Source organism: Pseudomonas sp. KB_12 (genome assembly GCF_052114545.1).
GTDB lineage: Bacteria > Pseudomonadota > Gammaproteobacteria > Pseudomonadales > Pseudomonadaceae > Aquipseudomonas > Aquipseudomonas brassicacearum.
This window is the reverse complement of the sequence record NZ_JBFREY010000033.1, coordinates 1-25,602: the sequence shown is the minus strand read 5'-3', so window position 1 is coordinate 25,602 and position 25,602 is coordinate 1. Positions and strand designations below refer to the sequence as shown.

Below are 25,602 nucleotides of genomic sequence, written 5' to 3'. Positions count from 1 at the left end.
AGTTACGTGCTCTGTTTTTATTATTGGTTTTGGGCTTCTTGTTTTTGTTGAGTGCCCGCGTCACAAGGTTTTCCCTTCGTGACCCTCCCAATCGGGAGCCAAGAGCAAACGGATTGCTTTGATCGCTGTGTTGCAGTGATCTATCGATCCAACCAGTTCAGGCACCTGTCTTGAGACAGTTTTTATTGTTCTCGGCCTGGTTGTGGGGCAAGCCCCAAATACAACGCCTCTCCAAAAGAATCAGTTAGCTGCGCCTCTCGCCGTCTTGTTTTTATTGTGCGTGAGTCGATTCGTCTTATTTTTATTGTCTTTTGCATTGCTTGTTATTGTTCTTGTACCAAAGCTATAGCAGGGGGCGTGCCAACTTTTGCGAGGCCCAGCGGAACCGGGGGTTCTAGGGTTATAACCATTTTTTCGGGGCGAAAAAAAGCCGGGGTTTCGTTACCGTAAACCCCGGCTTCTGTTACGTGAAAAAGTTGAGGTAACAGTTTTTTCACATTCAGCGGTGTTACCCCCACACCTCAGCTTTCGCTGGTCGCACCGGTCTTGCGCCGTGGAATCCCCAGGCGTTGGCGACGTTCCCACAGGCACTTGCGGCTTACGCCCAGTTTGCGTGCCAGTTCGGTCTCGGTCATGTGGTCCTGGTGCTCCAGGACGAAGTGCTGGAAGTAGTCTTCCAGGGACAGGTCTTCGGTGGGCTCGTGGCTGGTGTTGTTGGCAGCGCCGCCCTGTTGCGGGGCCAGGCCGATGAACTCTTCGTCGTCCAGGTCGCTCAGTTCGATGTCGATGCCCAGCAGCTCGGCAGAGATTTCCGGGCTCTCGCACAGGATCACCGCCCGCTCGACCGCGTTTTCCAGCTCGCGAACGTTACCCGGCCAGGCGTAATGACGGATGGCCTGTTCGGCGTCCGGGGCGAACTTGAGATCGGTGCGGTTGACCCGCGCGCTCTGGCGAGCCAGGAATGCCTGGGCGATTTCATTGACGTCCGCGCCACGCTCGCGCAGGGCGGGCAGCTTCAAGGCGATCACGTGCAAGCGGTAATACAAGTCTTCGCGGAACTGGCCGATCTTCGCCAGGCTCTTGAGGTCACGGTGGGTGGCCGCGATCAGGCGCACATCGACCTTTTGCGACTGCACCGAGCCGACGCGGCGGATTTCGCCTTCCTGCAGCACCCGCAGCAACCGCGCCTGGGCTTCCAGTGGCAGTTCGCCAATTTCATCGAGGAACAGCGTGCCGCCGTCCGCCGCTTCCACCAAGCCTGCGCGCCCGGCGCTGGCACCGGTGAACGCACCTTTCTCGTGGCCGAACAGTTCGGACTCGATCAGGCTCTCCGGAATCGCCGCGCAGTTCACCGAGATCATCGGCGCCTTGGCCCGGCGTGACAGATTGTGCAGGGCGCGGGCTACCAGCTCCTTGCCGGTACCGGACTCGCCCTGGATCAGGACATTGGAGTCGGTCGGCGCCACTTTGCGGATCTTGCTGTACAGGTCCTGCATGGGCGGGCAGGAACCGATGATGCCAATTTCGCCATTATTGTTGCTGGCGCCGGCTTTCGCCGAGGCACTGGCCTTGCCGACGGGTTCCGCCGGGTTGCTGGTCGCCGCCTGTCGGTCACGCAGGATGCGGGCCACGGCCTGGAGCATCTCGTCGTGGTCGAACGGTTTGGCGATGTAGTCCACCGCACCCATTTTCATGGAGTCGACCGCCGAGCGCAGGCTGGCGTAACTGGTCATGATCAGCACGGGTGTGCCCTGGCCGAGCTTGATCAGCTCGGTACCCGGGGCGCCAGGCAGGCGCAGGTCGCTGACGATCAGGTCAAACGTTGGAATGCTGAAACGTTCTTGTGCTTCCTGCACTGAACCGGCTTCGCTGACCTGGTACTGGTTGCGTTCCAGCAGGCGGCGCAAGGCGGAGCGGATAATTGTTTCGTCTTCGACGATCAAAATGTGCGGCATTGATTCGATTCTCTCGACGGTCTCAGTTCACAGCGGACGTCGCTTCGACATGACGCGGCAAGGTCACCCGGATACGGGTGCCGCGTTGGCTTTGTACATCGGCCGGGCTGTCGATGGTGATTTGTCCATAATGCTCTTCAACGATGGAATAGACCAGTGCGAGGCCCAGACCGGTGCCTTCGCCAGGATCCTTGGTGGTGAAGAAAGGTTCGAACAATCGGTCCATGATGTTCTGTGGGATACCGCTGCCTTCGTCTTCGACGATCAGGTCGACCGTGTGTTCGAAGGCTTCACTCTTGACCCGCACCGCGCTGCCGGCCGGTGAGGCGTCCCGCGCGTTGGATAGCAGGTTGATCAACACCTGGGCGAGCCGCTGGGGGTCGCCATCGACCCAATGGTCCGGATCGCACAGGTTGAAGAATTGCACTTCGAAATTGCGCCGGTTGAGCGCCAGCAGACCAATGGCATCCTGGGCCACTTCGGCCAGACAGACGGGCTCGTCATTGTGCTGGTGACCGCCAGCATGGGCGAAGCTCATCAGCGACTGGACGATGCGCGACACGCGCTTGGTCTGTTCGAGGATCTGGCCGCTGATTTCCGTCAGCTCGCCGTCGTCCTCGCGTTCTTCGCGCAGGTTCTGCGCCAGGCAGGCGATGCCGGTGATCGGGTTGCCGATTTCGTGGGCCACCCCGGCGGCCAACCGGCCGATGCTTGCCAGTCGTTCGGAGTGGACCAGCTTGTCTTCGAGCATCTGGGTATCGGTCAGGTCTTCGACCAGCAGCACCAGGCCGCTGTTACCGGGTGCCAGCGGCTCGTCGATCGCCGCCTTGTGCAGGTTCAGCCAACGGGTCTGGCCGTCGAGGGCCAGGTGCTGTTTGTGCAAGTGCTCGTCCGGCAGGTCGATGAAACCTTGCAACAAGCCTTTCCACGGTTCGCCCAGGGTGCTCAGGCGTGAACCGACCACGCGCTGGGCCGCGATCCCGGTGAGCTCTTCCATGGCTTTGTTCCACATCAGGATTTCCTGGTCCTTGGCCAGGGAGCACACGCCCATCGGCAGTTCCTGCAGGGTCTGGCGGTGGTAACGGCGCAAGGCGTCCAGTTCGGCGGCAAGGCCCGTGAGGCGCGAATGGTAATCCTCGAGGCGGCTTTCGATGAAGTGGATGTCTTCGGTGACGTAGTTCTCGCCGCCGGCCTTGTAGGGCAGGAACGTCTCGACCATGTCCTGGGCCACGCTGGGGCCCATCAGGCCGGACAGGTTGGCCTCGATCCGGTCCCGCAGGCGACGCAAGGCATACGGACGACGTTCATCGAAGGGCAGGTAGAGGTCGCGCAGGGCCTGTTCGACTTCTTTTTGCGCGGCCTTGGCGCCCAAGGGCTTGGCCAGTTGCGTGGCGAATTCCTGGGGCGAGGCGGCGTGCAGTTCGCGACGCTGCGGGCGGCGGACATTGTCCACCGCGCAAGCTTCGGCGGCGCTGGCCTCTTCGCTGCTGGCGTTGGTGAACAGCGAGATCAGGGTGAACATCAGCACGTTCGCCGCCAGGGAGGCGATGGCCGCCATATGCCAACTGGTGTCGTCGAGCACGTAGATCATGTTCAGCAGCGGAATATAGAAGCCCTGAAGGTTGCCCAACAGCGGCAACAGCATCGCGACCAGCCACACCAGGATCCCTGCCAGCAGGCCGGCGATGAAGCCGCGGCGGTTGGCGGTCGGCCAATACAGCACCGACAGTACGCCGGGCAGGAACTGCAAGGTGGCAACGAAGGCGACGATGCCCAGGTTGGCCAAGTCCTGTCCCTCACCCAGCATCAGGTAGAAACCGTAGCCGGCCATGATGATCGCGACGATCAGCGCCCGCCGTGTCCATTTCAGCCAGCGGTAGATATTGCCTTCGGCCGGTGGCTGGTAGAGCGGCAGCACCAGGTGGTTGAGGGCCATGCCCGACAATGCCAGCGTGGTGACGATGATCAAGCCGCTGGCCGCCGACAGGCCGCCGACATACGCCAGCAACGCCAGGGCCTTGCTGTTGGCGGCGATGCCGATGCCCAGGGTGAAATATTCCGGATTGGTACTGGCGCCCAGCTTCAAGCCGGCCCAGAGGATCAGCGGTACCGCCAGGCTCATCAGCAGCAGGAACAGCGGCAGGCCCCAACTGGCGCTTACCAGCGAGCGCGGGTTGAGGTTTTCGGTAAAGGTCATGTGGTACATGTGCGGCATCACGATGGCCGATGCGAAGAACACCAGCAACAGCGTGCGCCATGGGCCTTCCTGCAACGGTGTGTGCAGGGCGGCGAGGGCCGTCTGGTTCTGCAGTAGCCACACTTCCAGCTGTTGCGGGCCATCGAACACGCCATACAGGGCATAGAGGCCGACCCCACCGATGGCAATCAGCTTGATCACCGATTCGAAAGCGATGGCGAACACCAGGCCTTCGTGTTTTTCCCGCGTGGCGATGTGTCGGGAGCCGAAGAAAATCGTGAACAGGATGATCAGTACGCAGAAGCTCAATGCCACCCGGTGCTGCACCGGCTCGCGGGTCAGGATGCTGATGGAGTCGGCCACGGCCTGGATCTGCAGGGCCAGCAGCGGCAGCACCCCGACCAGCATGAAGATCGTGGTCAGCGCGCCGGCCCAGGTGCTGCGAAAGCGAAAGGCGAACAGGTCGGCCAGCGACGACAGTTGGTAGGTGCGGGTGATTTTCAGGATCGGGTAGAGCAACACCGGCGCCAGCAGGAACGCCCCTGATACCCCCAGGTAACTGGAGAGGAAACCATAGCCGTACTGGTAGGCCAGCCCGACCGTGCCATAGAACGCCCATGCGCTGGCATAGACACCCAGCGACAGGGTGTAGGTCAGCGGGTGGCGGATGATCGCTCGGGGGATCATGCCTCGTTCGCTGATCCAGGCTACGCCGAACAGCACTGCCAGGTAGGCAGCGCTGATCAGGACCATCTGGGTCAGGCTAAAGCTCATCGGCATCTTTTTGGCTCTGCAGGATGAAGGTCACGACAATCAGGATCAGCCAGAGCAGATACGGCCGATACCAGGCACCCGTGGCATCGATCCACCAATCCATGATGGCCGGGGAGAACAGATAAATCCCCACTACCAGGAGCAGGACCAAGCGATAGATATACATCCCGGCCTCTCTAATTTATGCGCGTGCCCAAAAAACGTGCGGCGATGGTAACGGATGGGCGCCAAGCTGCAAGGGCCGTCAACGTATTTGCGCTTCGGGCAGGCTCAGTGTGCGCGGGATCTTGCCTGCATCCCAGTGGCGAATGCCCCAAGCCAGCAGTTCGCGTGGGCTGGCATCGACCAGTTCGAGGCCCGGTTGCTGGCCCAGCGCGCGCAACGCCCGTAACAGCAATGGCGTGGCCTGATCGGCCGCCAGGGGCGGTGAGCGGTAGGATTTACCGAGCTTGTGCCCATCAGGCTGGGTGATCAGCGGCACGTGCAGGTAACGCGGTTGCGGCAACCCGAGCAGTTCTTGCAGGTAGAGCTGGCGCGGCGTGGAGTCCAGCAGGTCGGCGCCGCGCACGATATCGGTCACGCCTTGCCAGGCATCGTCCAGGACCACGGCCAATTGATAGGCGTAGAGCCCGTCGCGGCGGCGGATCACGAAGTCGCCGACCTCACGGCCCAGGTGCTGGCGGAACTCGCCCTGGACCCGGTCGGTGAAGTGGTACTCAAGCTCGGGGACGCGCAGACGGATGGCGGCGTCCTCGGTGCCGTGCCCGGCATTGCGGCACAGCCCCGGATAAATGCCCTGATACGCTTCCAGTTGTTTGCGCGAACAGGTGCAGGCGTAGGCCAGGCCTTGGCTGAACAGTCGGTTGATGACCTGATCGTAGGCGTCATGGCGCTCGCTCTGGCGAACCATCTCGCCGTCCCATTCGAACCCGTAGCTTTCCAGTGCCTTGAGTATCGCCGCTTGTGCGCCCGGTTCTTCCCGGGGCGGGTCGAGGTCTTCCATGCGCAGCAACCAACGCCCGCCCACGGCGCGGGCATCCAGGTACGACGCCAGTGCGGCGACCAGCGAACCGAAATGCAAGTGGCCGCTGGGGGTGGGGGCGAAGCGGCCGATGTAGGGGGCGGTGGCAGTCATAGGGCGAATGTTACTGAGTCCGGGCGGTAGGAATACAAATCTTGATGCCGAAGCATATCCCCTGTGGGAGCGAGCTTGCTCGCGATAGCGGTGTACCTGTCACATCAATGCGGGCTGACCCGCTGCTATCGCGAGCAAGCTCGCCCCCACAGGGATATTGAAAGCATCGGAAACAAAAAACGGAGCGTATGAACGCTCCGTTTCGGTGACAGCCCCGGCGATTATTTGCCGACTTGTTTTTCCTTGATTTCAGCCAGGGTCTTGCAGTCGACACACATGTCGGCGGTCGGACGGGCTTCGAGTCGCTTGACGCCGATCTCGACGCCGCAGGACTCGCACCAACCGTATTCTTCGTCTTCGATCAGTTGCAGGGTCTTGTCGATTTTCTTGATGAGCTTGCGCTCGCGATCACGGGCGCGCAGCTCGAGGCTGAACTCTTCTTCCTGACTGGCACGGTCGGCCGGGTCGGGGAAGTTGGCCGCTTCGTCTTTCATGTGATCCACGGTGCGGTCGACTTCCTGCATCAAGTCCTGTTTCCACTTGTTCAGGATCTTGGTGAAGTGCGCGCGCATGGGGGCACCCATGTACTCTTCGCCAGCTTGCGGGACGTAAGGCTCAAACCCGCTGAGCGACTGATTTTGATTTTGCTTTGCTTGGGTGGGCATGAATGGACCGCCTCTACTCTTGTAATCCACTACGCAGGATTGCTCCATCACCGACACCTGCCGGCCCTGCGGCTGCAAGCGGGCGAACTTACCAGATCAAATCGGGCCGCGCTACTCCCGGTTGTCGAGCCTGCGGCGGCCGGGGCTTGTAAAACGTGACCGGGTTCGCTTCGGTGGGGATTTAAACCTGCTCAATGCTTGATTCTAGTCAAGCCTGGGCCAATCGCGGGAGTCATTTCCTGCAATCCGAGGGCTCAGACCGCTTTGGGTTCGCGCTCGTTCCCGCAGTTGTTCCGGACTTGGGTAGAATCAGTCCTTTTTCCCCCTGAAGGAAGGCCAATGGCTCAGCCCTACAGTGCGCGCAGCCGCGCCATCGAACCTTTCCATGTGATGGCGTTGCTGGCCCGTGCCAACGAACTGCAGGCCGCCGGGCATGACGTCATCCACCTGGAGATCGGCGAACCGGACTTCACCACCGCCGAGCCAATCATCCAGGCCGGCCAGGCCGCGCTGGCGGCGGGCAAGACCCGTTACACCGCGGCCCGTGGCATTCCAGAACTGCGCGAGGCCATCGCCGGTTTCTACGGCCAGCGTTATGGGGTGGAGATTGACCCCCGGCGCATCCTCGTGACCCCGGGCGGGTCTGGCGCGCTGTTGCTGGCCAGCGCCTTGCTGGTGGACCCCGGCAAGCACTGGCTGCTGGCCGACCCCGGTTATCCGTGCAACCGGCATTTCCTGCGCCTGGTCGAAGGGGCGGCGCAATTGGTGCCGGTGGGGCCCGAGGTGCGTTACCAATTGACGCCAGACCTGGTGAACCGCCATTGGGACCAGGACAGCGTCGGTGCGTTGGTGGCCTCACCGGCCAACCCGACCGGGACGATTCTCACCCGGGACGAGCTGGCGGGGCTGTCCAAGGCCATCAAGGGCCATAACGGCCATCTGGTGGTGGACGAGATCTATCATGGCCTGACCTACGGCACCGACGCCGCCAGCGTGCTGGAAGTCGATGACGACGCCTTTGTCCTTAACAGTTTCTCCAAGTATTTCGGCATGACCGGCTGGCGACTTGGCTGGCTGGTGGCCCCTTCGGCGGCTGTCGGCGAGCTGGAAAAGCTCGCGCAAAACCTCTACATCAGTGCGCCGAGCATGGCCCAGTACGCCGCACTGGCCTGTTTCGAGCCCGCGACCATCGAGATCTTCGAGCAGCGGCGGGCCGAGTTTGCACGGCGCCGTGACTTTCTACTGCCGGCACTGCGTGAGTTGGGCTTCGGTATTGCGGTGGAGCCGGAAGGGGCGTTTTACCTCTACGCCGATATCAGTGCGTTCGGCGGCGATGCCTTTGCGTTCTGCCAGCACTTCCTGGAAACCGAACACGTGGCCTTCACGCCGGGCCTGGATTTCGGTCGTCATCAGGCCGGCCATCATGTGCGTTTCGCCTACACCCAGAGCCTGCCGCGGCTACAGGAAGCGGTGGCACGAATCGAACGCGGACTACGGAGCTGGCAAGGCTGATGCATTTTTCCCCTGCGTTGGAAGAAGGTCGCTTGATTCGACGTTACAAGCGTTTTCTCGCCGATATCGAAACCGTTCATGGCGAACTGCTCACTATTCACTGCCCTAACACCGGCTCGATGCTCAATTGCATGGCTGAAGGTGCGCGTGTCTGGTTCAGTCGCTCCAGCGACCCCAAGCGCAAGTTGCCCGGCACCTGGGAAATCGGCGAGACCCCTCAAGGGCGGCTCGCCTGCATCAATACCGCGCGGGCCAATGCGTTGATCGAAGAAGCCTTGCGCGCCGGGGTCATCAGTGAACTGAACGGGTTTACCGGGCTCAAGCGTGAAGTGGCTTATGGGGTGGAAAACAGCCGTATCGATTTTCGCCTGGACTACGACCGAGGCTCGGCCTGGGTCGAAGTCAAAAGTGTCACGCTGGGGTTCGATGGCACGAATGTGGCGGCGTTTCCCGATGCGGTGACCCTGCGCGGGGCCAAGCATCTGAGGGAACTCGCTTGCCTGGCCCGGGAAGGTGTGCGGGCGGTACAGCTGTATTGTGTGAACCTGAGCGGCATCGAAGCGGTGCGCCCGGCAGAGGAAATCGATCCGGTGTACGCCGCTGCCCTGCGTGATGCGGTGGCGGCGGGTGTGGAGGTGCTGGCCTACGGGGTCACGCTGACGCCCGAGCAGATGTGGGTGGACCGTGCGTTGCCGGTATTGCTCGAACCGCTACAACTTGATCCAGATGCCTTGCTCGTCCTCCCGGCTGTCTAGGGCTACCAGGAACTGACCGGCGCAGGGACCCGCCACGCATTCGCCGCTCTCGATCAAAAACAGCGCGCCGTGGGTGGCGCACTGGATCAGGCTGGCGCTGGCGTCGAGGAACTGGTCGGGTTGCCATTCCAGCGGCACGCCCCGGTGCGGGCAGCGGTTGAGATAGGCATACACCTGGCCGGCGCGTCGCACGGCCAGTACTTTGCGTCCATCGAGGTCGAAACCGCGACTGCCGTTGTCGGGCAATTGGGCGGCGGTACAGAGAAACTTCATGTGTGTCCTTGGTAAAAAACTGTGGGAGCGAGCTTGCTCGCGATGACGGCGACACATTCAACATCTCCGTGACTGACACGCCGCTATCGCGAGCAAGCTCGCCCCCACAAGGTTTCGTGTGGCAAAAGGTTCACGCTTGACGGTCAAATGAACACAATTATCAAATGGCGCCTTCTTCACAGGTGGCTGAGGATACTTGGCCATGCCCGGTCCTGTGAAAAACTTCTTTGAGGAAAGCTGCCCGATGCGCCTGAACATCCGCGTTGCTGCGCTCTGTGTCGCACTGTTGCTCAACCAGGGGGCCAGCGCGGCCCAATTGCCGCAGCGCTGGGTCAGTGCCGGCGGCGCCGTGTCGGAGTGGGTCGGTGCGCTGGGGGGCGAGTCGACGCTGTTGGTAGGCGGATTGGGCCCGCGGTTGCCACAAAGCCTGGTGACGATGACAGCAGGCTTCTATCCGGTTGCGTCGGCCACGGCGCCATGACCTCGTTGATCAAGCCACGCACCTTGTTCATCGGCCTGGGCCTGCTGTGTCTGCTGGCAACCTGGCTGTCCCTGGCCCTGGGGCCGGTGAGCTTGCCGCTGCTCGACACCTTGCGCGCCGCCTTGCGCCTGTTGGGCTTGCCGGTGGCCGCCGACGGCCTGGAGCAGGCCGAACTGATCCTCGGCCAGATCCGTTTGCCGCGCACCTTGCTGGGGTTGGCGGTGGGCGGAGTGTTGGCGTTGTCCGGTGTGGCGATGCAGGGACTGTTTCGCAACCCACTGGCGGACCCGGGGCTGGTGGGCGTGTCCAGCGGTGCGGCGCTGGGCGCCGCGTTCGCCATTGTCGGTGGCTCGGCGCTGGGTGGGTGGCCCGAAGCCTTTGGCCCCTACGTGCTTTCGTTGTGTGCATTCCTTGGCGGGCTCGGCGTTACGGCGCTGGTCTATCGTCTCGGACGACGCAACGGCCAGACCCATGTCGCAACCATGCTCCTGGCCGGTATTGCCCTGACCGCACTGTCCGGTTCGGCCGTCGGTCTGTTCACCTACCTGGCGGATGACGCGACCCTGCGCACCCTGACGTTCTGGAACCTGGGCAGTCTCAACGGCGCGAGCTATGCGCGGTTGTGGCCGCTGTTGCTGGTCAGCACCGGCGTGGCGCTCTGGCTGCCACGCCGGGCCCGGGAGCTCAATGCGCTGTTGCTGGGGGAGTCCGAGGCTGCCCACCTGGGCGTTAACGTCGAAAGCCTCAAGCGTGAACTGGTGTTTTGTACGGCCTTGGGGGTTGGCGCTGCGGTGGCGGCTGCGGGCATGATTGGCTTCGTCGGGCTGGTAGTGCCGCATCTGGTGCGGCTGGTGGCGGGCCCCGACCACCGTGTGTTGCTGCCTGCTTCGGTGTTGGCGGGCGCAAGCCTGCTGTTGTTCGCCGATCTGGTGGCGCGCCTGGCACTGGCCCCTGCGGAATTGCCAATCGGCATCGTCACGGCCTTCATCGGCGCGCCGTTTTTCCTTTTTCTATTGATGCGAGGGCGCGCCTGATGCTGCGAGCGCAGAACCTGCACATTCAACGTGGCCGCAAGACGGTGCTGGCGGACGTCGATCTCGCGCTCAACCCTGGCGAAGTACTCGGAGTGCTTGGGCCCAACGGCGCAGGTAAAAGTACTTTGCTGGCGGGCCTGTGCGGCGAATTGCGCCCGGCCCAGGGGCAGGTCTGGCTCGATGATCGGCCACTCGCCCAGTGGCAGGGTGCCGAGCGCGCCCGGCGCCTGGCGGTCTTGCCGCAGTCCTCGACCCTGGATTTCGCCTTCCGTGTCGAGGAGGTCGTCGGCATGGGGCGCCTGCCGCACCAGAGTGGTCGAGTGCGCGACGAGCAAATCGTCGCCTTGGCGCTGCAAGCGGCAGACGCCGCGCATCTGCACGGTCGCAGTTACCTGGCGTTGTCCGGCGGCGAACGTCAGCGGGTGCACCTGGCGCGGGTGTTGGCGCAGTTGTGGCCGGGTGAAGCGGGGCAAACCCTGTTGCTGGACGAGCCGACCTCGATGCTTGATCCGCTGCACCAGCACACCATCCTCCAGGCGGTGCGTGAGTTCGCCAGTCGCGGCGCTGCCGTGCTGGTGATCCTGCATGACCTGAACCTGGCGGCGCGTTACTGTGATCGCCTGTTACTGCTCGCGGCCGGTCGGCCGGTGGCCCTGGACACGCCCCGGCACGTCCTGCGCCCGGAACCGCTCAAGGCGGTGTTTGGCCTGGACGTGCTGGTGCAAGACCATCCGGAGCGCGGGCATCCATTGATCATTGCCCGCTGAGGGCGCCCTGGAGGATATGGCCGTGCGCCTGCTCCTGATTCTGGCATTGAGTGTACTGACGGCGTGTCAGAGCATCGCACCGCCCCCACTCGGCGGACGAATCCGTGATTTGCACAATGGCCAGGCCGTGACACCCCAGGCATTGGTCGAACGCTTGGCAACGGCGCCTCGGGTGGTGGTGGGGGAGCGGCACGACAATCGCGATCACCACGCACTGCAGGCCTGGCTGCTCCAGGCCCTGGCCGGGCAGCGGGCCCAGGGCAGCCTGTTGCTGGAAATGCTCACCCCCGCCCAGCAGCCACGCGTTGATTCGGTCCGCCAGTTACCCGCCTTGCCGAAAGACCTGCCCGGCGCACTGGACTGGTCGCCCGGCTGGGATTGGAGCCTGTATGGCCCCGTCGTCGAGTTTGTCCTGGCGCAACGCTATCCGTTGCTGGCCGCCAATCTGGACGCCGCCGAGATCCAGCGTTTCTATCGACAAGCCCCCAGCTTGATGGGCACTCGCTCCAATGCAGCCACTGTGAAGGACGCGTTGTTGGGGCAAATCCGTGAATCCCACTGCGGTTTGCTGCCTGAGTCGCAGATGCCGGCGATGCTGGCCGTGCAGCAGCAGCGTGACCGACGCATGACCGAACGCCTGCTGCAAGCGCCGACACCGGCACTGCTGTTCGCCGGTGCCTGGCATGCGCGAAAGGATGTCGGCGTGCCGCTGCATGCGCTGGATCTTGGCGCGAGCGAGGCACCGGTCGTCCTGATGCTGGCCGAGGAGGGCAGCGAGGTGACGTCGGCCATGGCGGATTACGTGTGGTACACGCCGGCCATGCCGCCACAGGATTACTGTGCGCAGATGCGCGAACACGCCGGGAAGTGATTTTCTACAGGCAAAAAAAGACCCGGCAAAAGCCGGGTCAAATAACCGTGATTAGCCTGATGAGGAGATATCTGAGAGTCCGAACCAAGGGCTGTTCAAATATCGACCAGTCTCGCGACCGGATGTGGTAATCATAGCGATTCTCATTACCATGTCAAACATTGTTTTTGCGATTCGCCGAAATAACCTCGCGGCCAGGGTTCGCGCTGGAAACGAAAGGGGCGTCAGGGCTTATGGCGCGTTGAAATGGCGTCCAGCTGTTTATTCAGGGCTTCTTTGCGCTCGGCGGGGATGTCATTCCAATGCACATCCATCAACGCGCCCTCGATGGCGTACAGCAACACCTTGGAGGCCCGGAAGCCCCGAGTGCGCACGGCGCGATAGGCGTCCACCGCGCCAAGCCGGCGTAGATCCGAGGCACTGTGAATGCCCACGGCGTGCAGCCACTGGGCTGATGTCTTGCCCAGATTCTTCAGGTGTTGCAGTTCATCATTCATCGAGCCTCCTTGCGATGGCCGATTGGTGCAGTGGGCAAGCTTCTGAGCAGTGTAGCGGTCAGTAGGAAAAGCGTGATTGTTTGGTCGGATTCGACGCAAAAGCTTCTAAGGCATTACGCACGATGGGGTGGGAAAAGGCTGCAAACTACATGCTCCAGCGCAAGCGGGGGCGCTGGAGATCCGTTTCAGTCTGTGGCAGGTCCGCTCGCTGGCCGACCCGCTTCAAACAGGTTCAGCGAGTGCGGTAGCGCAACCGGGTGCCGAAGTTCATCGACATCAGGATCTCGTCCGCAGACAGCTCCGGCGGGAAGTAGGCACCGGAGATTTGCGCGTGGGCCAGGCTCGCGCCTTCCAGTGACGACTTGCGAAAATCGATGCCACGCAGATCGGCGGAGCGGAAGTAGGCGTCGCTGAAATCAACGTCGTCCGCGTTCAGTTCCCGCAGATCAAGGCCTCGAAAATCGCCGCCGCGCATGTCGACTGGACCTTGTGGGCGTTCGCTGTTGAACCCGGCGATATCGTCTTTGCGCAGCAGGGCATAAAGCGGGGTAGTGAGAAGCTTGGGGAGACTCATTTCATATCACCTGTTGGTTTTATGACGCCAGTATAGTGCCACTATTTGACGGCCGTGAAGCCGGGCATCGCTTCACGGCCGAAATAGTTACAGGCTTGGCAGGCGCTGACGGATCTGCGCGACCACGATGTCGAGTGTGCCGCTTTCGTTGGTTTGGACCCGTTTGCTGCAGAGAATTTCCGCCGGGGTCAGGGCTTCGCGACTGGATTGTTGTGCGGCAATGACCGCCAGATTCGCATCGGAGGGGTCTTTCTGGTCGGCCTGACGTTGTGCCAGGCGGCTTTCGATGACCGCTTGCGGCGCATCGCAGTCGAGGATCAGGAACGGAGCTCCGGTGGCCTCGGCGACTTTTGCCGCGGCGTCGCGCTGATCGTGCTTGAGGTAGGTGGCATCGATCACGACCGGGAAGCCGGCGCGCAGGATCGCCGCGGCGATTTCATGCAGGCGGGCGTAGGTGGCGCTGCTGGCGTCGCTGCTATAGATGCCGGCCTGTGGATCGTTGGGGACCTGTTGCTGGCCGAACAGGCGCTTGCGCTCCACGTCCGAACGCAGGCGAATGGCACCCAGTGCCTCGACCAGGCGCATTGCGACATGGCTTTTGCCGACAGCCGAAACACCGTGGGTGATGGCCAGGAAAGGCGAAGGAATGGTGCTGTAGCTTTCGGCCAGGTTGGCGTAGTTACGATATTGGCGCAGGGTGGTGGCGCGCTGTACCGGATCGGCTTCGGCCGGCATGCTGAACAGCGCGACTTTGGCCCGGACGAGGGCGCGGTAGGCTTTATAGAAGTTCAGCAGCTCCAGGCCCTGGTAGTCACCGGTCAGTTCCAGGTACTGGCTGACGAAGCGCCGTGCCAGCGATTTCAGGCCGCGGTCTTCCAGGTCCATCGCCAGGAACGCAGTGTCGGCGTAGACGTCGGTGAAACGGAACGGTTCGTTGAACTCGATGCAATCGAAAATCACCACCTTGCCGTCGATCACGGTGGCGTTGCCCAGGTGGATATCACCGTGGCATTCGCGGATGAAACCTTCGGCCTTGCGTTGGGTGAACAGCGGCTTGAGGCGTTCGAAACTGCTTTCGGCCCAGGCTTGCAGGGCTTCGAGTTGCAACAGGTCGGCCTTGTCGCTGAGGAACGGGCGGATCTGTTCGAAGTTCTGCAGCACTGGTGCCATCACGCTTTGCGGGGTACCAGCGTCGTTGTCAGCTGGTACCTTGGGCGTGGAGAGGTGGAACTGGGCGATCTGCGCGGCCATCTCGTCGATGTGCGCGGTGGTCAGTTCGCCGTTGGCTTGCAACGTGCTGAGCAGTTCGCTCTGCGGGAACTGACGCATCTTCAGGGCGTACTCGATGGCCGGGCCGTCGCCACCCAGCTGTGGCGCTTCGGCGCTGCCGGTAATCGGCAGGACGTCCAGGTACAGGTCCTGGGTCAGGCGTTGGTTGAGGCGCAACTCCTCACCACAGAAGTGCTTTCGCGCCTCGAGGCTGGTGAAGTCGAGGAAGCCGAAGTTGACCGGTTTTTTGAATTTGTAGGCGTATGGCCCAGTGAGCAATACCCAGGAAATGTGGGTCTCGATGACCTGGAACCCTTCGACGGGATGCGGGTAGAGGGCCGGGTTTTGCAGGGCAGCGATCAGGGATTGGCTCACGGGCGGTCCTTCATAGACTGGAAAAATTCAAGGCCGTCATTATGGCCGCAAGCCGCGCTAACGCAAACCGCGTGGAGGGCTCATGTTGAACCGAGGCAAAGTGCGTATAATCCGCCGCCATGACTCGTACCCGATCCCCCCGTACCCCCAAGAAACCACCCGCCAGCCGCCTGCGGCCCTGGCTGGGCTGGGCCCTTAAACTCAGCCTGGTGGGCCTCGTCGTGCTCGCCGGTTTTGCGGTCTATCTCGATGCCGTGGTCCAGGAGAAGTTCTCCGGCAAGCGCTGGACCATTCCGGCCAAGGTCTATGCCCGGCCGTTGGAGCTGTTCGTCGGACAGAAGCTGAGTAAGGATGATTTCCTGACCGAGCTCGATGCCTTGGGTTATCGCCGTGAAAGCGTGGCCAATGGCCCGGGTGCGGCCTCGGTCAATGGCAATACCATCGACCTCAATACCCGTGGCTTCCAGTTCTATGAGGGCATGGAGCAGGCGCAACCGGTGCGGGTGCGCTTTTCCGGCGATTATGTCGCTGCGCTGACCGGCGCCAACAACGCAAGCCTGTCGGTGGTGCGCCTTGAGCCGCTGCTCATTGGTGGCCTGTACCCCAAGAACCTCGAAGACCGGATCCTGATCAAGATCGACCAGGTGCCGCCGTTCCTGCTCGATACGCTGATCGCCGTCGAAGATCGCGACTTCTACCATCACTTCGGCGTCTCGCCCAAGTCGATTGCCCGGGCCATCTGGGTCAATACCTCCTCGGGCCACATGCGCCAGGGCGGCAGTACGCTGACCCAACAGTTGGTCAAGAACTTCTACCTGACCAACGAACGCAGCCTGACCCGCAAGCTCACCGAAGCCATGATGGCGTTGTTGCTGGAGCTGCACTACGACAAGCCGGAGATCCTGGAGGCGTACCTCAACGAGGTATTTATCGGCCAGGACGGTCAGCGGGCGGTGCACGGTTTCGGCCTCGCCAGCCAGTTCTTCTTCAGTCAACCGCTGTCCGAGCTCAAGTTGCATCAGGTGGCGTTGTTGGTGGGCATGGTCAAGGGACCGTCTTCCTATAACCCGCGTCGTAATCCGGAACGCGCCCTCGAACGGCGCAACCTGGTGCTCGACCTGCTGCAACAACAGGGTGTGGCGACGGCCGAGCAAGTCGAGGCGGCGAAAAAGATGCCGTTGGGCGTGACCAAGCGTGGCAGCCTGGCAGACAGTTCGTTCCCCGGCTTCATGGACCTGGTCAAGCGTCAGCTGCGGGAAGACTACCGCGACGAAGACTTGACCGAAGAAGGCCTGCGCATCTTCACCAGTTTCGACCCGATCCTGCAGATGAAGGCCGAAGCCTCGGTCGAGGACACCTTCAAGCGACTGGGTGGGCGCAAGGGCGCCGACGAAGTCGAAGCGGCCATGGTGGTGACCAACCCGGAAACCGGCGAAGTCCAGGCCATGATCGGCAGCCGGCAGGCCAGTTTCGCCGGTTTCAACCGGGCGCTGGATGCGGTGCGCCCGATTGGCTCGCTGATCAAGCCGGCGGTTTACCTCACCGCCCTGGAAAAGCCGAGCCAATACACGCTGACCAGTTGGTTGTCGGACGAGACGTTCTCCGTCAAGGGTGCCGATGGCCAGGTCTGGAAACCGCAGAACTATGATCGACGCTCCCATGGCACGGTGTTCCTGTACCAGGGGCTGGCGCATTCCTACAACCTGTCGACGGCTCGCCTCGGGCTTGAAGTCGGCGTCCCGAACGTACTCAAGACCTTGGCGCGCCTGGGGGTGAGTCGCGAACTCCCGGCGTTCCCATCGATGTTGTTGGGCGCCGGTGGCCTTACGCCGATCGAAGTGGCGGCCATGTACCAGACGCTGGCCAACGGCGGTTTCAATACGCCGATGCGCGGGATCCGCAGCGTGCTGACCGCCGATGGCGAGCCGCTCAAGCGTTATCCATTCCAGATCCAGCAGCGTTTCGATCCAGCCTCCATTTACCTGATCCAGAGCGCGATGCAGCGAGTCATGCGTGAAGGCACCGGCAGTTCGGTCTATAACGTGCTGCCTCGGACCCTGACCCTGGCGGGTAAGACCGGCACCAGTAACGACTCGCGCGACAGCTGGTTTGCCGGTTTCAGCCAGGACCTGCTGGCAGTGGTCTGGCTCGGACGTGATGACAACGGCAAGACCCCGTTCACCGGTGCCACCGGTGCGCTGCAGGTCTGGACCAGTTTCATGCGCAAGGCCGACCCGTTGCCGCTGGACATGCCGCAACCGGACAACATCGTCCAGGCGTGGGTCGATTCGCGCACGGGGCAAGGCTCCGATGCCAATTGCCCGGGCGCTGTGCAGATGCCGTATATTCGCGGTAGCGAACCGCCACCCGGTGCTGCCTGTGGCGGCACGAATCCCGCCGAATCGGTGATGGATTGGGTCAAGGACTGGATGAATTAAGCAAAGAGGGTTTCAAGTGAACAAGTGGTTGATTCCAGCGGTAACGGCCGTGGCTTTGCTCAGTGGTTGCTCTACCGTACAACGTGGTTCGATTCCGGTCGTTGACTCCGGCACCGCTGTTTCCAACAGTGAGCGGGTTTCTGCCAACGGCGGTTTCCGTCAGACGACGGTGAAGCGGCCGGCGCAGGGTCAGGTTCAGGCAATCCCGCAGGGCGACACCGGTGTCGTCGTGATGGTGCCAGGTGGCGGCGCGACGACCTCGGCGCCGATCAGCAGCACACCGATCACGCCGGGCCCGATCACCCCCGGGCCAATCGAAACCTCGCCGATCGATCAGGGCAGCTACAGCATGCCTTCGACGCCGAGCAGCATCCCGTCGGCAGGCGCCGGTGGCCTGTCCGCCGATGAACAGCTCGACGGCCCGGTGCTGGCCCTGCTGACCACCGCGCAACAACAACAGGCCGGCGGCGACCTCAACGGTGCGTCTTCCAGCCTGGAGCGTGCCCAACGTGTCGCGCCGCGCGAACCTCAGGTGCTTTATCGCCTGGCCCAGGTGCGCATGGCCCAAGGCGATGCGCCGCAAGCCGAACAGCTGGCCCGTCGTGGCCTGACATTCTCCAGTGGTCGTCCGGCGCTTCAGGCCAGCCTGTGGGGATTGATCGCCCAGGCCCGTGAGAAACAGGGCGATTCCGCTGGCGCGGCATTGGCCCGTCAGAAGGCCAAGGTTTCGCTCTGATGGATACGCGTTTTCCTCAGATCGCCGATCAGTTGCTGTTGATCGAGCGGGAACTGCGGGTCCAGGGCTGGTGGAGCGATGTGTCTCCTTCGACGCAGGCGCTGGCCAGTGTCGAGCCGTTCGCGGTCGACACCCTGGACTTCGAGCAATGGCTGCAATGGATTTTCCTGCCCAGGATGAAAGCCATCCTGGAAAACGACCTGCCGCTGCCCAACGCCTCGGGCATCCTTGCCATGGCCGAGATGGTCTATGCCCAGCGGCCAGGGCAGGGCATCGAGTTGCAGCGGCTGCTGGCGCAGTTCGATCAGTTGATCAGCAACGCCGGCTGACCGGCGTTACTGACAGTTCTCCTCGATTTGCTTGCGGGTCTCGTCGATCCGCAGGCGCCGCTCCTCATCGGTGAGGCGGCGCATTTCCCCCTCCACGTCTTCCCGCACCCTGGGATTGTTCTGCAATTGCGCCAGGTTGGTCCGGGCCTGTTCGCAGAACGCCTTGAGTTGGGCTTCCTGCTCGGCAATCTGTTTCTTGACCTGTTGGTCGATGGCCTTTTGGTCGCCAATGACTCCGCCAGACGGCGGTGCCGCCGGTTTGGCGGGCGGCGGGGCGGACTTGATCACGGTCGTGGCCTCCGTGCCTTCGGGCGGCTGGGCGCCGAAGTGGGTAACGCCCTGGGCGTCCACCCATTTGTAGACCTGACCGGCCATGCACATCGGGCTCAGGCCAACCAGCAGGCTGGCCGTCAAGAAAATCATTCGCATGCTGTTTCCTTGTCATGGGTTGCGCAATTGAAGCTAACACAGTTGCCGTTTAAAGGTTTTTTCTTGCGTTCTCATGCGCTTACTTCGAATAAAGCACATAGACGACTTGACTTGAAGGAGGCGAAACAGAAGAATCCAAAGTCCGCTGTAGAGGGACTGCCAGAAGCAGACCCACTCAGCAGATCATGAGGCGCACATCCGCGCCGACCTGTTACACCCGCAACGCGTTACCTCGCGCTGGGTGGGAAAGGCCCGCAACACTTGGGACGATCCCAATACTTGCTCAGTCAGTGCTGACGTAGTCGGCGACCACCGTCGCTCATGCTCTGCCGAGAAGTAAACCTATTAAGACCCGTCCCCTTTTTTGTGGGTCGGTATTCTGGCGTTTTAGAGGTGAACAACGTGGAGCTTTTATCTGGCGGTGAGATGCTCGTCCGCTTTTTGCGTGACGAAGGCGTCAAATATATCTACGGGTACCCCGGTGGTGCTCTTCTTCATGTCTATGATGCCCTGTTCAAAGAACCGGAAGTGACCCACATCCTGGTTCGTCACGAGCAGGCGGCCACGCATATGGCTGACGGCTATGCCCGTGCCACCGGCAAGGCCGGCGTGGTACTGGTGACTTCCGGTCCAGGCGCCACGAACGCCATCACCGGTATCGCCACCGCGTACATGGACTCCATCCCGATGGTGATCATTTCCGGCCAGGTGCCCAGCACCCTGGTGGGGACCGATGCATTCCAGGAAACCGACATGATCGGTATCTCCCGGCCAATCGTGAAGCACAGCTTCATGATCAAGCATGCGTCGGAGATCCCGGAAGTCATGAAGAAGGCCTTCTACCTGGCTGAATCCGGTCGTCCGGGCCCGGTCGTGGTCGATATTCCGAAGGACATGACCAACCCGGCCGAGAAGTTCGAATACATCTTCCCGAAAAAAGCCAAGCTGCGTTCCTACAGCCCGGCCGTACGCGGCCACTCCGGGCAAATCCGCAAGGCAGCCGAAATGCTCCTGGCGGCCAAGCGCCCGGTGCTGTACTCCGGTGGTGGCGTGATCCTCGGCGGTGGCTCCGCGCCGCTGACCGAACTGGCGAAAATGCTTAACCTGCCGGTCACCAATACGCTGATGGGCCTGGGTGCGTTCCCTGGCACCGACCGTCAGTTCATCGGTATGCTCGGCATGCACGGCAGCTACACCGCCAACCTGGCGATGCACCACGCCGATGTCATCCTGGCGGTCGGCGCACGTTTCGACGACCGCGTCATCAATGGTCCGGCGAAATTCTGCCCGAACGCCAAGATCATCCACATCGATATCGACCCAGCGTCCATCTCCAAGACCATCAAGGCAGACGTGCCGATTGTCGGTCCTGTAGAGAGCGTGCTGACCGAAATGGTCGCCATCCTCAAGGAAATCGGCGAGGTTCCAAACAAGGAGTCCGTGGCCAGCTGGTGGAAGCAGGTTGATGAATGGCGCGGCGATCGTGGCCTGTTCCCTTATGACAAGGGTGACGGCAGTGTGATCAAGCCGCAGACCGTGATCGAAACCCTGTGCGAAGTGACCAAGGGCGATGCCTTTGTGACCTCCGACGTGGGCCAGCACCAGATGTTCGCTGCGCAGTACTACAAGTTCGACAAACCCAATCGCTGGATCAACTCCGGCGGCCTGGGCACCATGGGCTTCGGTTTCCCGGCGGCCATGGGCATCAAGTTGAGCTTCCCAGAGGCTGATGTCGCCTGCGTCACGGGCGAAGGCAGCATCCAGATGAACATCCAGGAACTGTCCACCTGCCTGCAATACGGTTTGCCGGTAAAGATCGTGATCCTGAACAACGGCGTGTTGGGGATGGTTCGCCAGTGGCAGGATATGAGCTACGGCAGCCGTCACTCGCACTCGTACATGGAATCGTTGCCTGATTTCGTCAAGCTGGCAGAGGCCTACGGTCACGTTGGCGTGCGCATCACCGAATCGAAGGATTTGAAGTCGAAGATGGAGGAAGCGTTCGCCATGAAGGATCGCCTGGTGGTGATCGATATTGCGGTCGACACCAGCGAGCACGTCTACCCGATGCAGATCAAAGACGGCTCCATGCGCGATATGTGGCTGAGCAAGACGGAGCGTACCTAATCATGCGACATATTATTTCCCTGCTTCTGGAAAACGAACCGGGTGCGCTGTCTCGTGTAGTGGGCCTGTTCTCGCAGCGCAACTACAACATCGAAAGCCTGACCGTGGCGCCAACCGAAGACCCGACCCTGTCGCGTCTGACGCTGACCACCGTAGGGCACGATGAAATCATCGAGCAGATCACCAAGAACCTGAACAAGCTGATCGAGGTGGTCAAGCTGGTGGACCTGTCGGAAAGCGCTCACATCGAGCGTGAACTGATGCTGGTCAAGGTCAAGGCCACCGGCGCCCAGCGCGCCGAGATCAAACGCACTACCGATATTTATCGTGGGCAGATCGTCGATGTCAGCGCCAGCGTCTATACCGTTCAGTTGACCGGTACCAGCGACAAGCTCGACAGCTTCATTCAATCGATCGGCACTGCCTCGATTCTGGAAACCGTACGCAGTGGTGTCACCGGGATTGCCCGTGGCGACAAAGTACTGAGCATCTAAACCAAATTAGCGAATGGCCTGAACGGCCGGATATAGGGGAAATTCATGAAAGTTTTCTACGATAAAGACTGCGACCTGTCGATCATCCAGGGCAAGAAAGTCGCCATCATCGGCTACGGCTCCCAAGGTCACGCCCAGGCGTGCAACCTGAAAGATTCCGGCGTTGACGTGACTGTCGGCCTGCGTAAAGGCTCGGCCACCGTTGCCAAGGCCGAGGCCCATGGCCTGAAAGTGACCGACGTGGCTTCTGCCGTTGCTGCGGCCGACCTGGTCATGATCCTGACCCCGGACGAGTTCCAATCGGCGCTGTACAAGAACGAAATCGAACCGAACATCAAGAAAGGCGCCACCCTGGCCTTCTCCCACGGCTTCGCGATCCACTACAACCAGGTTGTGCCACGTGCCGACCTCGACGTGATCATGATCGCGCCGAAGGCCCCGGGTCACACCGTGCGTTCCGAGTTCGTGAAAGGCGGCGGTATTCCTGACCTGATCGCGATCTACCAGGATGCGTCCGGCAACGCCAAGAACGTGGCCCTGTCCTACGCTGCTGGCGTGGGTGGCGGTCGTACCGGCATCATCGAAACCACCTTCAAGGACGAGACTGAAACCGACCTGTTCGGCGAGCAAGCCGTTCTGTGCGGCGGTACCGTCGAGCTGGTCAAGGCCGGTTTCGAAACCCTGGTTGAAGCTGGCTACGCGCCAGAAATGGCCTACTTCGAATGCCTGCACGAACTGAAGCTGATCGTTGACCTCATGTACGAAGGCGGTATCGCCAACATGAACTACTCGATCTCCAACAACGCCGAATACGGCGAGTACGTGACCGGTCCGGAAGTCATCAACGCCGAATCCCGTCAGGCCATGCGCAACGCCCTGAAACGTATTCAGGATGGCGAATACGCCAAGATGTTCATCAGCGAAGGCGCTACCGGCTATCCTTCGATGACCGCCAAGCGTCGCAACAACGCCGCTCACGGTATCGAAATCATCGGCGAGCAACTGCGCTCGATGATGCCGTGGATCGGTGCCAACAAGATCGTCGACAAAGCCAAGAACTAAGTCGCGAACTTGATCGAAAAAACGCGGCCTCGGCCGCGTTTTTTCGTTTGGGCGGTGGCTTCTGGTATAAAGCTGCATCGTTTGCGGCCGAACCGTCGTCCCAGACATCTGTCGAATTTTTTCACACCGTTGCAAGGTATTGTCCATGAGCGAACGTCCCGACGAGCCAAACCAGGCTCCTGACGCCGAAAGCCTGTTGCCCATCGATGAGCACGTCGAAGAAGGCCATGACGCTGAAGGCCGTAAGGTCCGGCATCGTGGCATCTATCTGTTGCCGAACCTGTTCACCACCGCGAACCTGTTCGCCGGTTTCTATTCCATCATCAACTCCATGAGTGCCCAGGCTGCCTTGAGCGCTGGGGATAGCGCAGGGGCGAGCCGTTACTTCGCGTTCGCCGCCATTGCGATCTTCGTCGCCATGGTGCTCGATGGCCTTGACGGGCGTGTGGCCCGCATGACCAATACCCAGAGTGCGTTTGGCGCCGAGTATGATTCACTGTCCGACATGGTCGCCTTTGGCGTGGCTCCCGCCTTGCTGGCGTTCGGCTGGGCACTGGGAGACATGGGCAAGGTCGGCTGGATGGTTGCCTTTATCTATGTGGCGGGGGCGGCGTTGCGCCTGGCTCGTTTCAACACTCAGGTTGGCAAGGCTGACAAGCGTTACTTCATCGGCCTGGCCAGTCCGGCCGCGGCGGGTGTCGTGGCAGGTGTTGTCTGGGCATTCAGCGACTACGGCATCCAGGGGTCGAAAATGTCGTTCCTGGTGGCGTTGCTGGTTGCTGCGGCCGGGATGTTGATGGTTAGCAACATCAAGTACAACAGCTTCAAGGAGCTCGACCTGAAGGGCCGTGTGCCGTTCGTGGCGATTCTGGCGGTGGTGCTGGTGTTCGCAGTGGTGTTCAGTGATCCGCCGCGTATCCTGTTGTTGGTGTTCCTGGGCTATGCCGCCTCCGGACCGGTGCAATACTTGTTGCGCCTTCGCCGACGCTAAACGTTGCCTTAATGTAATTTCCTCCATACTCCGCAGTCTATTGGTGCACCTGCCCTCCAATACTGCGGAGTTGTCATGCTGATCAAGATCCCCAAGTCGTCCGACTGCCGTGAATCGGACGTCACGCCCGAATCCCTCTATCTATCCCGTCGGCAAATGCTCGGTGCAACCCTGGCTGGCCTCGCCGTCAGCAGCTTGCCTCGATGGGCCAGTGCTGCCGATGCGGCGCGTTATGCCGATGTCGAGCCCGGCAAGGCGCCGTCCTGGTTTGCCGAGAAACTGCCTTCAGTCCAATGGGGCGCGGTCACGGTCAAGAATGAGCTCATCACGCCGTTCAAGGACGCAACCCATTACAACAACTTCTATGAGTTCGGAACTGACAAGGGAGACCCGGCAGCCAATGCTGGGTCGTTGAAGACCGAACCCTGGAGCGTGGTCGTGGACGGGGAGGTGGGCAAGCCGGGACGCTACGGGTTGGAAGACTTCATGAGGCCTTATCAACTGGAAGAACGTATCTATCGATTGCGCTGTGTCGAGGCCTGGTCGATGGTCATTCCGTGGATTGGCTTCCCCATCTCTGCATTGCTCAAGCAGGTCGAGCCGACCTCCAAGGCCAAGTACATCCGCTTCGAAACCCTGCAGGATCCCAAGGTCATGCCGGGGCAGCGTTCCGGTTTCGCCTTGATCGACTGGCCGTATGTCGAAGGCTTGCGATTGGATGAGGCCATGAGCCCGTTGGCCATCCTGGCGGTGGGAATGTACGGGCGGGAGTTGCCGAACCAGAACGGCGCGCCGCTGCGGTTGGTGGTCCCATGGAAATACGGTTTCAAAAGTGTGAAGTCCATCGTGCGTATCAGTCTGGTGAGTGAGCAGCCGAAGACGACTTGGCAGAGCATCGCGTCTGACGAATACGGTTTCTATGCCAACGTCAATCCGACGGTCGATCATCCGCGGTGGACCCAGGCGCATGAGCGTCGTTTACCAAGCGGGCTGTTCAGTCCCAATGTTCGCGATACGTTGATGTTCAACGGCTATCAGGATGAAGTCGCTTCTTTATATGCAGGGATGGACCTGAGGAAGGATTACTGATGCGTTTTCCAGTCTGGCGAGTCGGCGTCTTCATCGCGGCGGCGGTCTGGCCCTTGTTCTGGCTTTACGAAGCCTTGATGAACTCGCTGGGTCCTGACCCGGGCAAGGTGCTGGTGGATCGGCTCGGGTTGGGCACGTTGATCCTGTTGTTGATCACCTTGAGCATGACGCCGCTGCAAAAGCTGACGGGATGGGCGGGGTGGATTGCGGTCAGGCGGCAGTTGGGGTTGTGGTGCTTTACTTATGTGGTGCTGCATTTGAGTGGGTATGCGGCCTTCATATTGGGGTTCGACTGGTCGCAGCTGGGCGTCGAGTTGAGCAAGCGGCCTTACATTATTGTCGGGGCGCTTGGGTTTCTCGGTCTGCTGGCGCTGGCGGTTACATCCAATCGCTACAGTCAGCGGCGGCTTGGCGTGCGTTGGAAGAAATTGCATCGCCTGGTTTATCTGATCCTGGGGCTTGGGTTGCTGCATATGCTGTGGATCGTGCGGGCAGATCTGAAGGAGTGGGCGATATACGCCTTTATAGGGGCTGTACTGTTGATGCTAAGAGTCCCGCCGGTTATGCGCCGGATCCCGCGTTTGCTGGGTGGGAAAGTCCCTTCTGCAACAAAAGCGTAATTAAGTGTTGACGGCAGATTCTGGAAGTCTATAATTCGCCCCACTTCCGGCGCAGTCGAAACGGAAAACTCCTTGAGATTCAATGAGTTAAGTAAGTTTCGAAGGTGTTGGGCTTCAGTTCATCGAGGCCCGGAAGGAGCAGGTAGAGCGGTG

24 protein-coding genes and 1 pseudogene are annotated in these 25,602 nt (G+C 61.2%); 15 read left to right on the top strand and 10 right to left on the bottom strand.

The window, feature by feature from the left end; genetic code table 11:
- Positions 1–521 precede the first annotated feature (521 nt).
- The 5 genes from AB4Z20_RS22650 to dksA all read right to left on the bottom strand — a co-directional run bounded on the left by AB4Z20_RS22650 (position 522) and on the right by dksA (position 6,726).
- Positions 522–1,955, bottom strand: a complete 1,434-nt coding sequence (locus AB4Z20_RS22650; RefSeq protein ID WP_253469432.1) for a sigma-54-dependent transcriptional regulator — start codon at positions 1,953–1,955, stop codon at positions 522–524.
- 22 nt (positions 1,956–1,977) lie between these two features.
- A complete protein-coding gene (locus tag AB4Z20_RS22645) occupies positions 1,978–4,932 on the bottom strand; it encodes a sensor histidine kinase (protein ID WP_214512622.1) in 2,955 nt (984 codons plus the stop codon).
- On the bottom strand, positions 4,916–5,092 hold the full coding sequence (locus AB4Z20_RS22640; RefSeq protein ID WP_003176118.1) for a hypothetical protein: 177 nt from the start codon (positions 5,090–5,092) through the stop codon (positions 4,916–4,918). Before AB4Z20_RS22640 ends, AB4Z20_RS22645 begins: the two co-directional genes overlap by 17 nt.
- 78 nt (positions 5,093–5,170) lie before the next feature.
- A complete protein-coding gene (gene gluQRS, locus AB4Z20_RS22635; protein ID WP_253478305.1) occupies positions 5,171–6,061 on the bottom strand; it encodes a tRNA glutamyl-Q(34) synthetase GluQRS in 891 nt (296 codons plus the stop codon).
- A 221-nt stretch (positions 6,062–6,282) separates the two neighbouring features.
- Positions 6,283–6,726, bottom strand: coding sequence for an RNA polymerase-binding protein DksA (dksA, locus tag AB4Z20_RS22630; RefSeq protein ID WP_047229844.1), 444 nt, complete (start codon positions 6,724–6,726; stop codon positions 6,283–6,285).
- Positions 6,727–7,065: 339 nt separating this feature from the next.
- Between dksA and AB4Z20_RS22625 the strand changes: the two genes are divergently transcribed.
- Positions 7,066–8,238 (top strand): pyridoxal phosphate-dependent aminotransferase, encoded by a 1,173-nt coding sequence (locus AB4Z20_RS22625; protein ID WP_014340235.1) that lies wholly within the window; start codon positions 7,066–7,068, stop codon positions 8,236–8,238.
- Positions 8,238–8,993 (top strand): DNA/RNA nuclease SfsA, encoded by a 756-nt coding sequence (gene sfsA / locus AB4Z20_RS22620; protein WP_214512625.1) that lies wholly within the window; start codon positions 8,238–8,240, stop codon positions 8,991–8,993. Before AB4Z20_RS22625 ends, sfsA begins: the two co-directional genes overlap by 1 nt.
- On the opposite strand, the gene AB4Z20_RS22615 is transcribed toward sfsA, so the two are convergent.
- On the bottom strand, positions 8,949–9,266 hold the full coding sequence (locus AB4Z20_RS22615) for a Rieske (2Fe-2S) protein (RefSeq protein ID WP_258689386.1): 318 nt from the start codon (positions 9,264–9,266) through the stop codon (positions 8,949–8,951). The genes sfsA and AB4Z20_RS22615 overlap by 45 nt on opposite strands.
- Positions 9,267–9,510: 244 nt before the next feature.
- Between AB4Z20_RS22615 and AB4Z20_RS22610 the strand changes: the two are divergent.
- The 4 genes and pseudogenes from AB4Z20_RS22610 to AB4Z20_RS22595 all read left to right on the top strand — a co-directional run.
- Positions 9,511–9,705, top strand: a pseudogene (locus AB4Z20_RS22610) (hemin ABC transporter substrate-binding protein); the annotation flags it as partial.
- A 92-nt stretch (positions 9,706–9,797) separates the two neighbouring features.
- Positions 9,798–10,781 (top strand): FecCD family ABC transporter permease, encoded by a 984-nt coding sequence (locus tag AB4Z20_RS22605; protein ID WP_442090648.1) that lies wholly within the window; start codon positions 9,798–9,800, stop codon positions 10,779–10,781.
- Positions 10,781–11,548, top strand: coding sequence for a heme ABC transporter ATP-binding protein (locus AB4Z20_RS22600; RefSeq protein ID WP_253478296.1), 768 nt, complete (start codon positions 10,781–10,783; stop codon positions 11,546–11,548). The genes AB4Z20_RS22605 and AB4Z20_RS22600 overlap by 1 nt, the downstream gene beginning before the upstream one ends.
- A 16-nt stretch (positions 11,549–11,564) precedes the next feature.
- The gene (locus tag AB4Z20_RS22595; RefSeq protein WP_442090636.1) at positions 11,565–12,419 is read left to right on the top strand and encodes a ChaN family lipoprotein; all 855 of its coding nucleotides are present in this window, start codon (positions 11,565–11,567) and stop codon (positions 12,417–12,419) included.
- A gap of 224 nt (positions 12,420–12,643) precedes the next feature.
- Here AB4Z20_RS22595 and AB4Z20_RS22590 read toward each other — a convergent pair whose 3' ends face one another.
- From AB4Z20_RS22590 to AB4Z20_RS22580, 3 genes are all read right to left on the bottom strand, one after another.
- Positions 12,644–12,916, bottom strand: a complete 273-nt coding sequence (locus tag AB4Z20_RS22590) for a TfoX/Sxy family protein (protein ID WP_214512629.1) — start codon at positions 12,914–12,916, stop codon at positions 12,644–12,646.
- Positions 12,917–13,148: 232 nt separating this feature from the next.
- On the bottom strand, positions 13,149–13,490 hold the full coding sequence (locus AB4Z20_RS22585) for a pentapeptide repeat-containing protein (RefSeq protein WP_072411725.1): 342 nt from the start codon (positions 13,488–13,490) through the stop codon (positions 13,149–13,151).
- An 87-nt stretch (positions 13,491–13,577) separates the two neighbouring features.
- Positions 13,578–15,134 (bottom strand): bifunctional aminoglycoside phosphotransferase/ATP-binding protein, encoded by a 1,557-nt coding sequence (locus tag AB4Z20_RS22580; RefSeq protein ID WP_253478291.1) that lies wholly within the window; start codon positions 15,132–15,134, stop codon positions 13,578–13,580.
- A 119-nt stretch (positions 15,135–15,253) separates the two neighbouring features.
- Here AB4Z20_RS22580 and mrcB point away from each other — a divergent pair, with 119 nt between their 5' ends.
- From mrcB to AB4Z20_RS22565, 3 genes are read left to right on the top strand one after another with little or no spacing between them, the layout of a single operon-like run.
- The gene (mrcB, locus tag AB4Z20_RS22575) at positions 15,254–17,572 is read left to right on the top strand and encodes a penicillin-binding protein 1B (protein WP_214512631.1); all 2,319 of its coding nucleotides are present in this window, start codon (positions 15,254–15,256) and stop codon (positions 17,570–17,572) included.
- Between the two features lie 16 nt (positions 17,573–17,588).
- Positions 17,589–18,308, top strand: coding sequence for a tetratricopeptide repeat protein (locus tag AB4Z20_RS22570; protein WP_214512632.1), 720 nt, complete (start codon positions 17,589–17,591; stop codon positions 18,306–18,308).
- A complete protein-coding gene (locus tag AB4Z20_RS22565) occupies positions 18,308–18,637 on the top strand; it encodes a YqcC family protein (RefSeq protein WP_253478288.1) in 330 nt (109 codons plus the stop codon). Before AB4Z20_RS22570 ends, AB4Z20_RS22565 begins: the two co-directional genes overlap by 1 nt.
- Positions 18,638–18,643: 6 nt before the next feature.
- Here the strand turns inward: AB4Z20_RS22565 and AB4Z20_RS22560 are convergent, their stop codons facing one another.
- Positions 18,644–19,066 (bottom strand): DUF4124 domain-containing protein, encoded by a 423-nt coding sequence (locus AB4Z20_RS22560; RefSeq protein ID WP_024618735.1) that lies wholly within the window; start codon positions 19,064–19,066, stop codon positions 18,644–18,646.
- 402 nt (positions 19,067–19,468) lie between these two features.
- On the opposite strand from AB4Z20_RS22560, the gene AB4Z20_RS22555 reads away from it, so the two are divergent.
- The 6 genes from AB4Z20_RS22555 to msrQ all read left to right on the top strand — a co-directional run bounded on the left by AB4Z20_RS22555 (position 19,469) and on the right by msrQ (position 25,449).
- Positions 19,469–21,193: an acetolactate synthase 3 large subunit gene (locus AB4Z20_RS22555; RefSeq protein ID WP_253478285.1), complete on the top strand. Its 1,725-nt coding sequence runs from the start codon at positions 19,469–19,471 to the stop codon at positions 21,191–21,193.
- Positions 21,194–21,195: 2 nt separating this feature from the next.
- Complete coding sequence (gene ilvN, locus AB4Z20_RS22550) at positions 21,196–21,687, top strand: acetolactate synthase small subunit (RefSeq protein ID WP_003205610.1); 492 nt, start codon at positions 21,196–21,198, stop codon at positions 21,685–21,687.
- Between the two features lie 45 nt (positions 21,688–21,732).
- The gene (gene ilvC / locus AB4Z20_RS22545) at positions 21,733–22,749 is read left to right on the top strand and encodes a ketol-acid reductoisomerase (RefSeq protein WP_003185459.1); all 1,017 of its coding nucleotides are present in this window, start codon (positions 21,733–21,735) and stop codon (positions 22,747–22,749) included.
- 145 nt (positions 22,750–22,894) lie between these two features.
- Entirely contained in the window at positions 22,895–23,740 is an 846-nt protein-coding gene (gene pssA, locus AB4Z20_RS22540; RefSeq protein ID WP_212798970.1) for a CDP-diacylglycerol--serine O-phosphatidyltransferase, read from the top strand.
- A 75-nt stretch (positions 23,741–23,815) separates the two neighbouring features.
- Positions 23,816–24,829: a protein-methionine-sulfoxide reductase catalytic subunit MsrP gene (msrP, locus tag AB4Z20_RS22535; RefSeq protein WP_442090635.1), complete on the top strand. Its 1,014-nt coding sequence runs from the start codon at positions 23,816–23,818 to the stop codon at positions 24,827–24,829.
- Positions 24,829–25,449, top strand: coding sequence for a protein-methionine-sulfoxide reductase heme-binding subunit MsrQ (gene msrQ / locus AB4Z20_RS22530; protein WP_253478280.1), 621 nt, complete (start codon positions 24,829–24,831; stop codon positions 25,447–25,449). Before msrP ends, msrQ begins: the two co-directional genes overlap by 1 nt.
- The last annotated feature ends 153 nt before the right edge of the window (positions 25,450–25,602 follow it).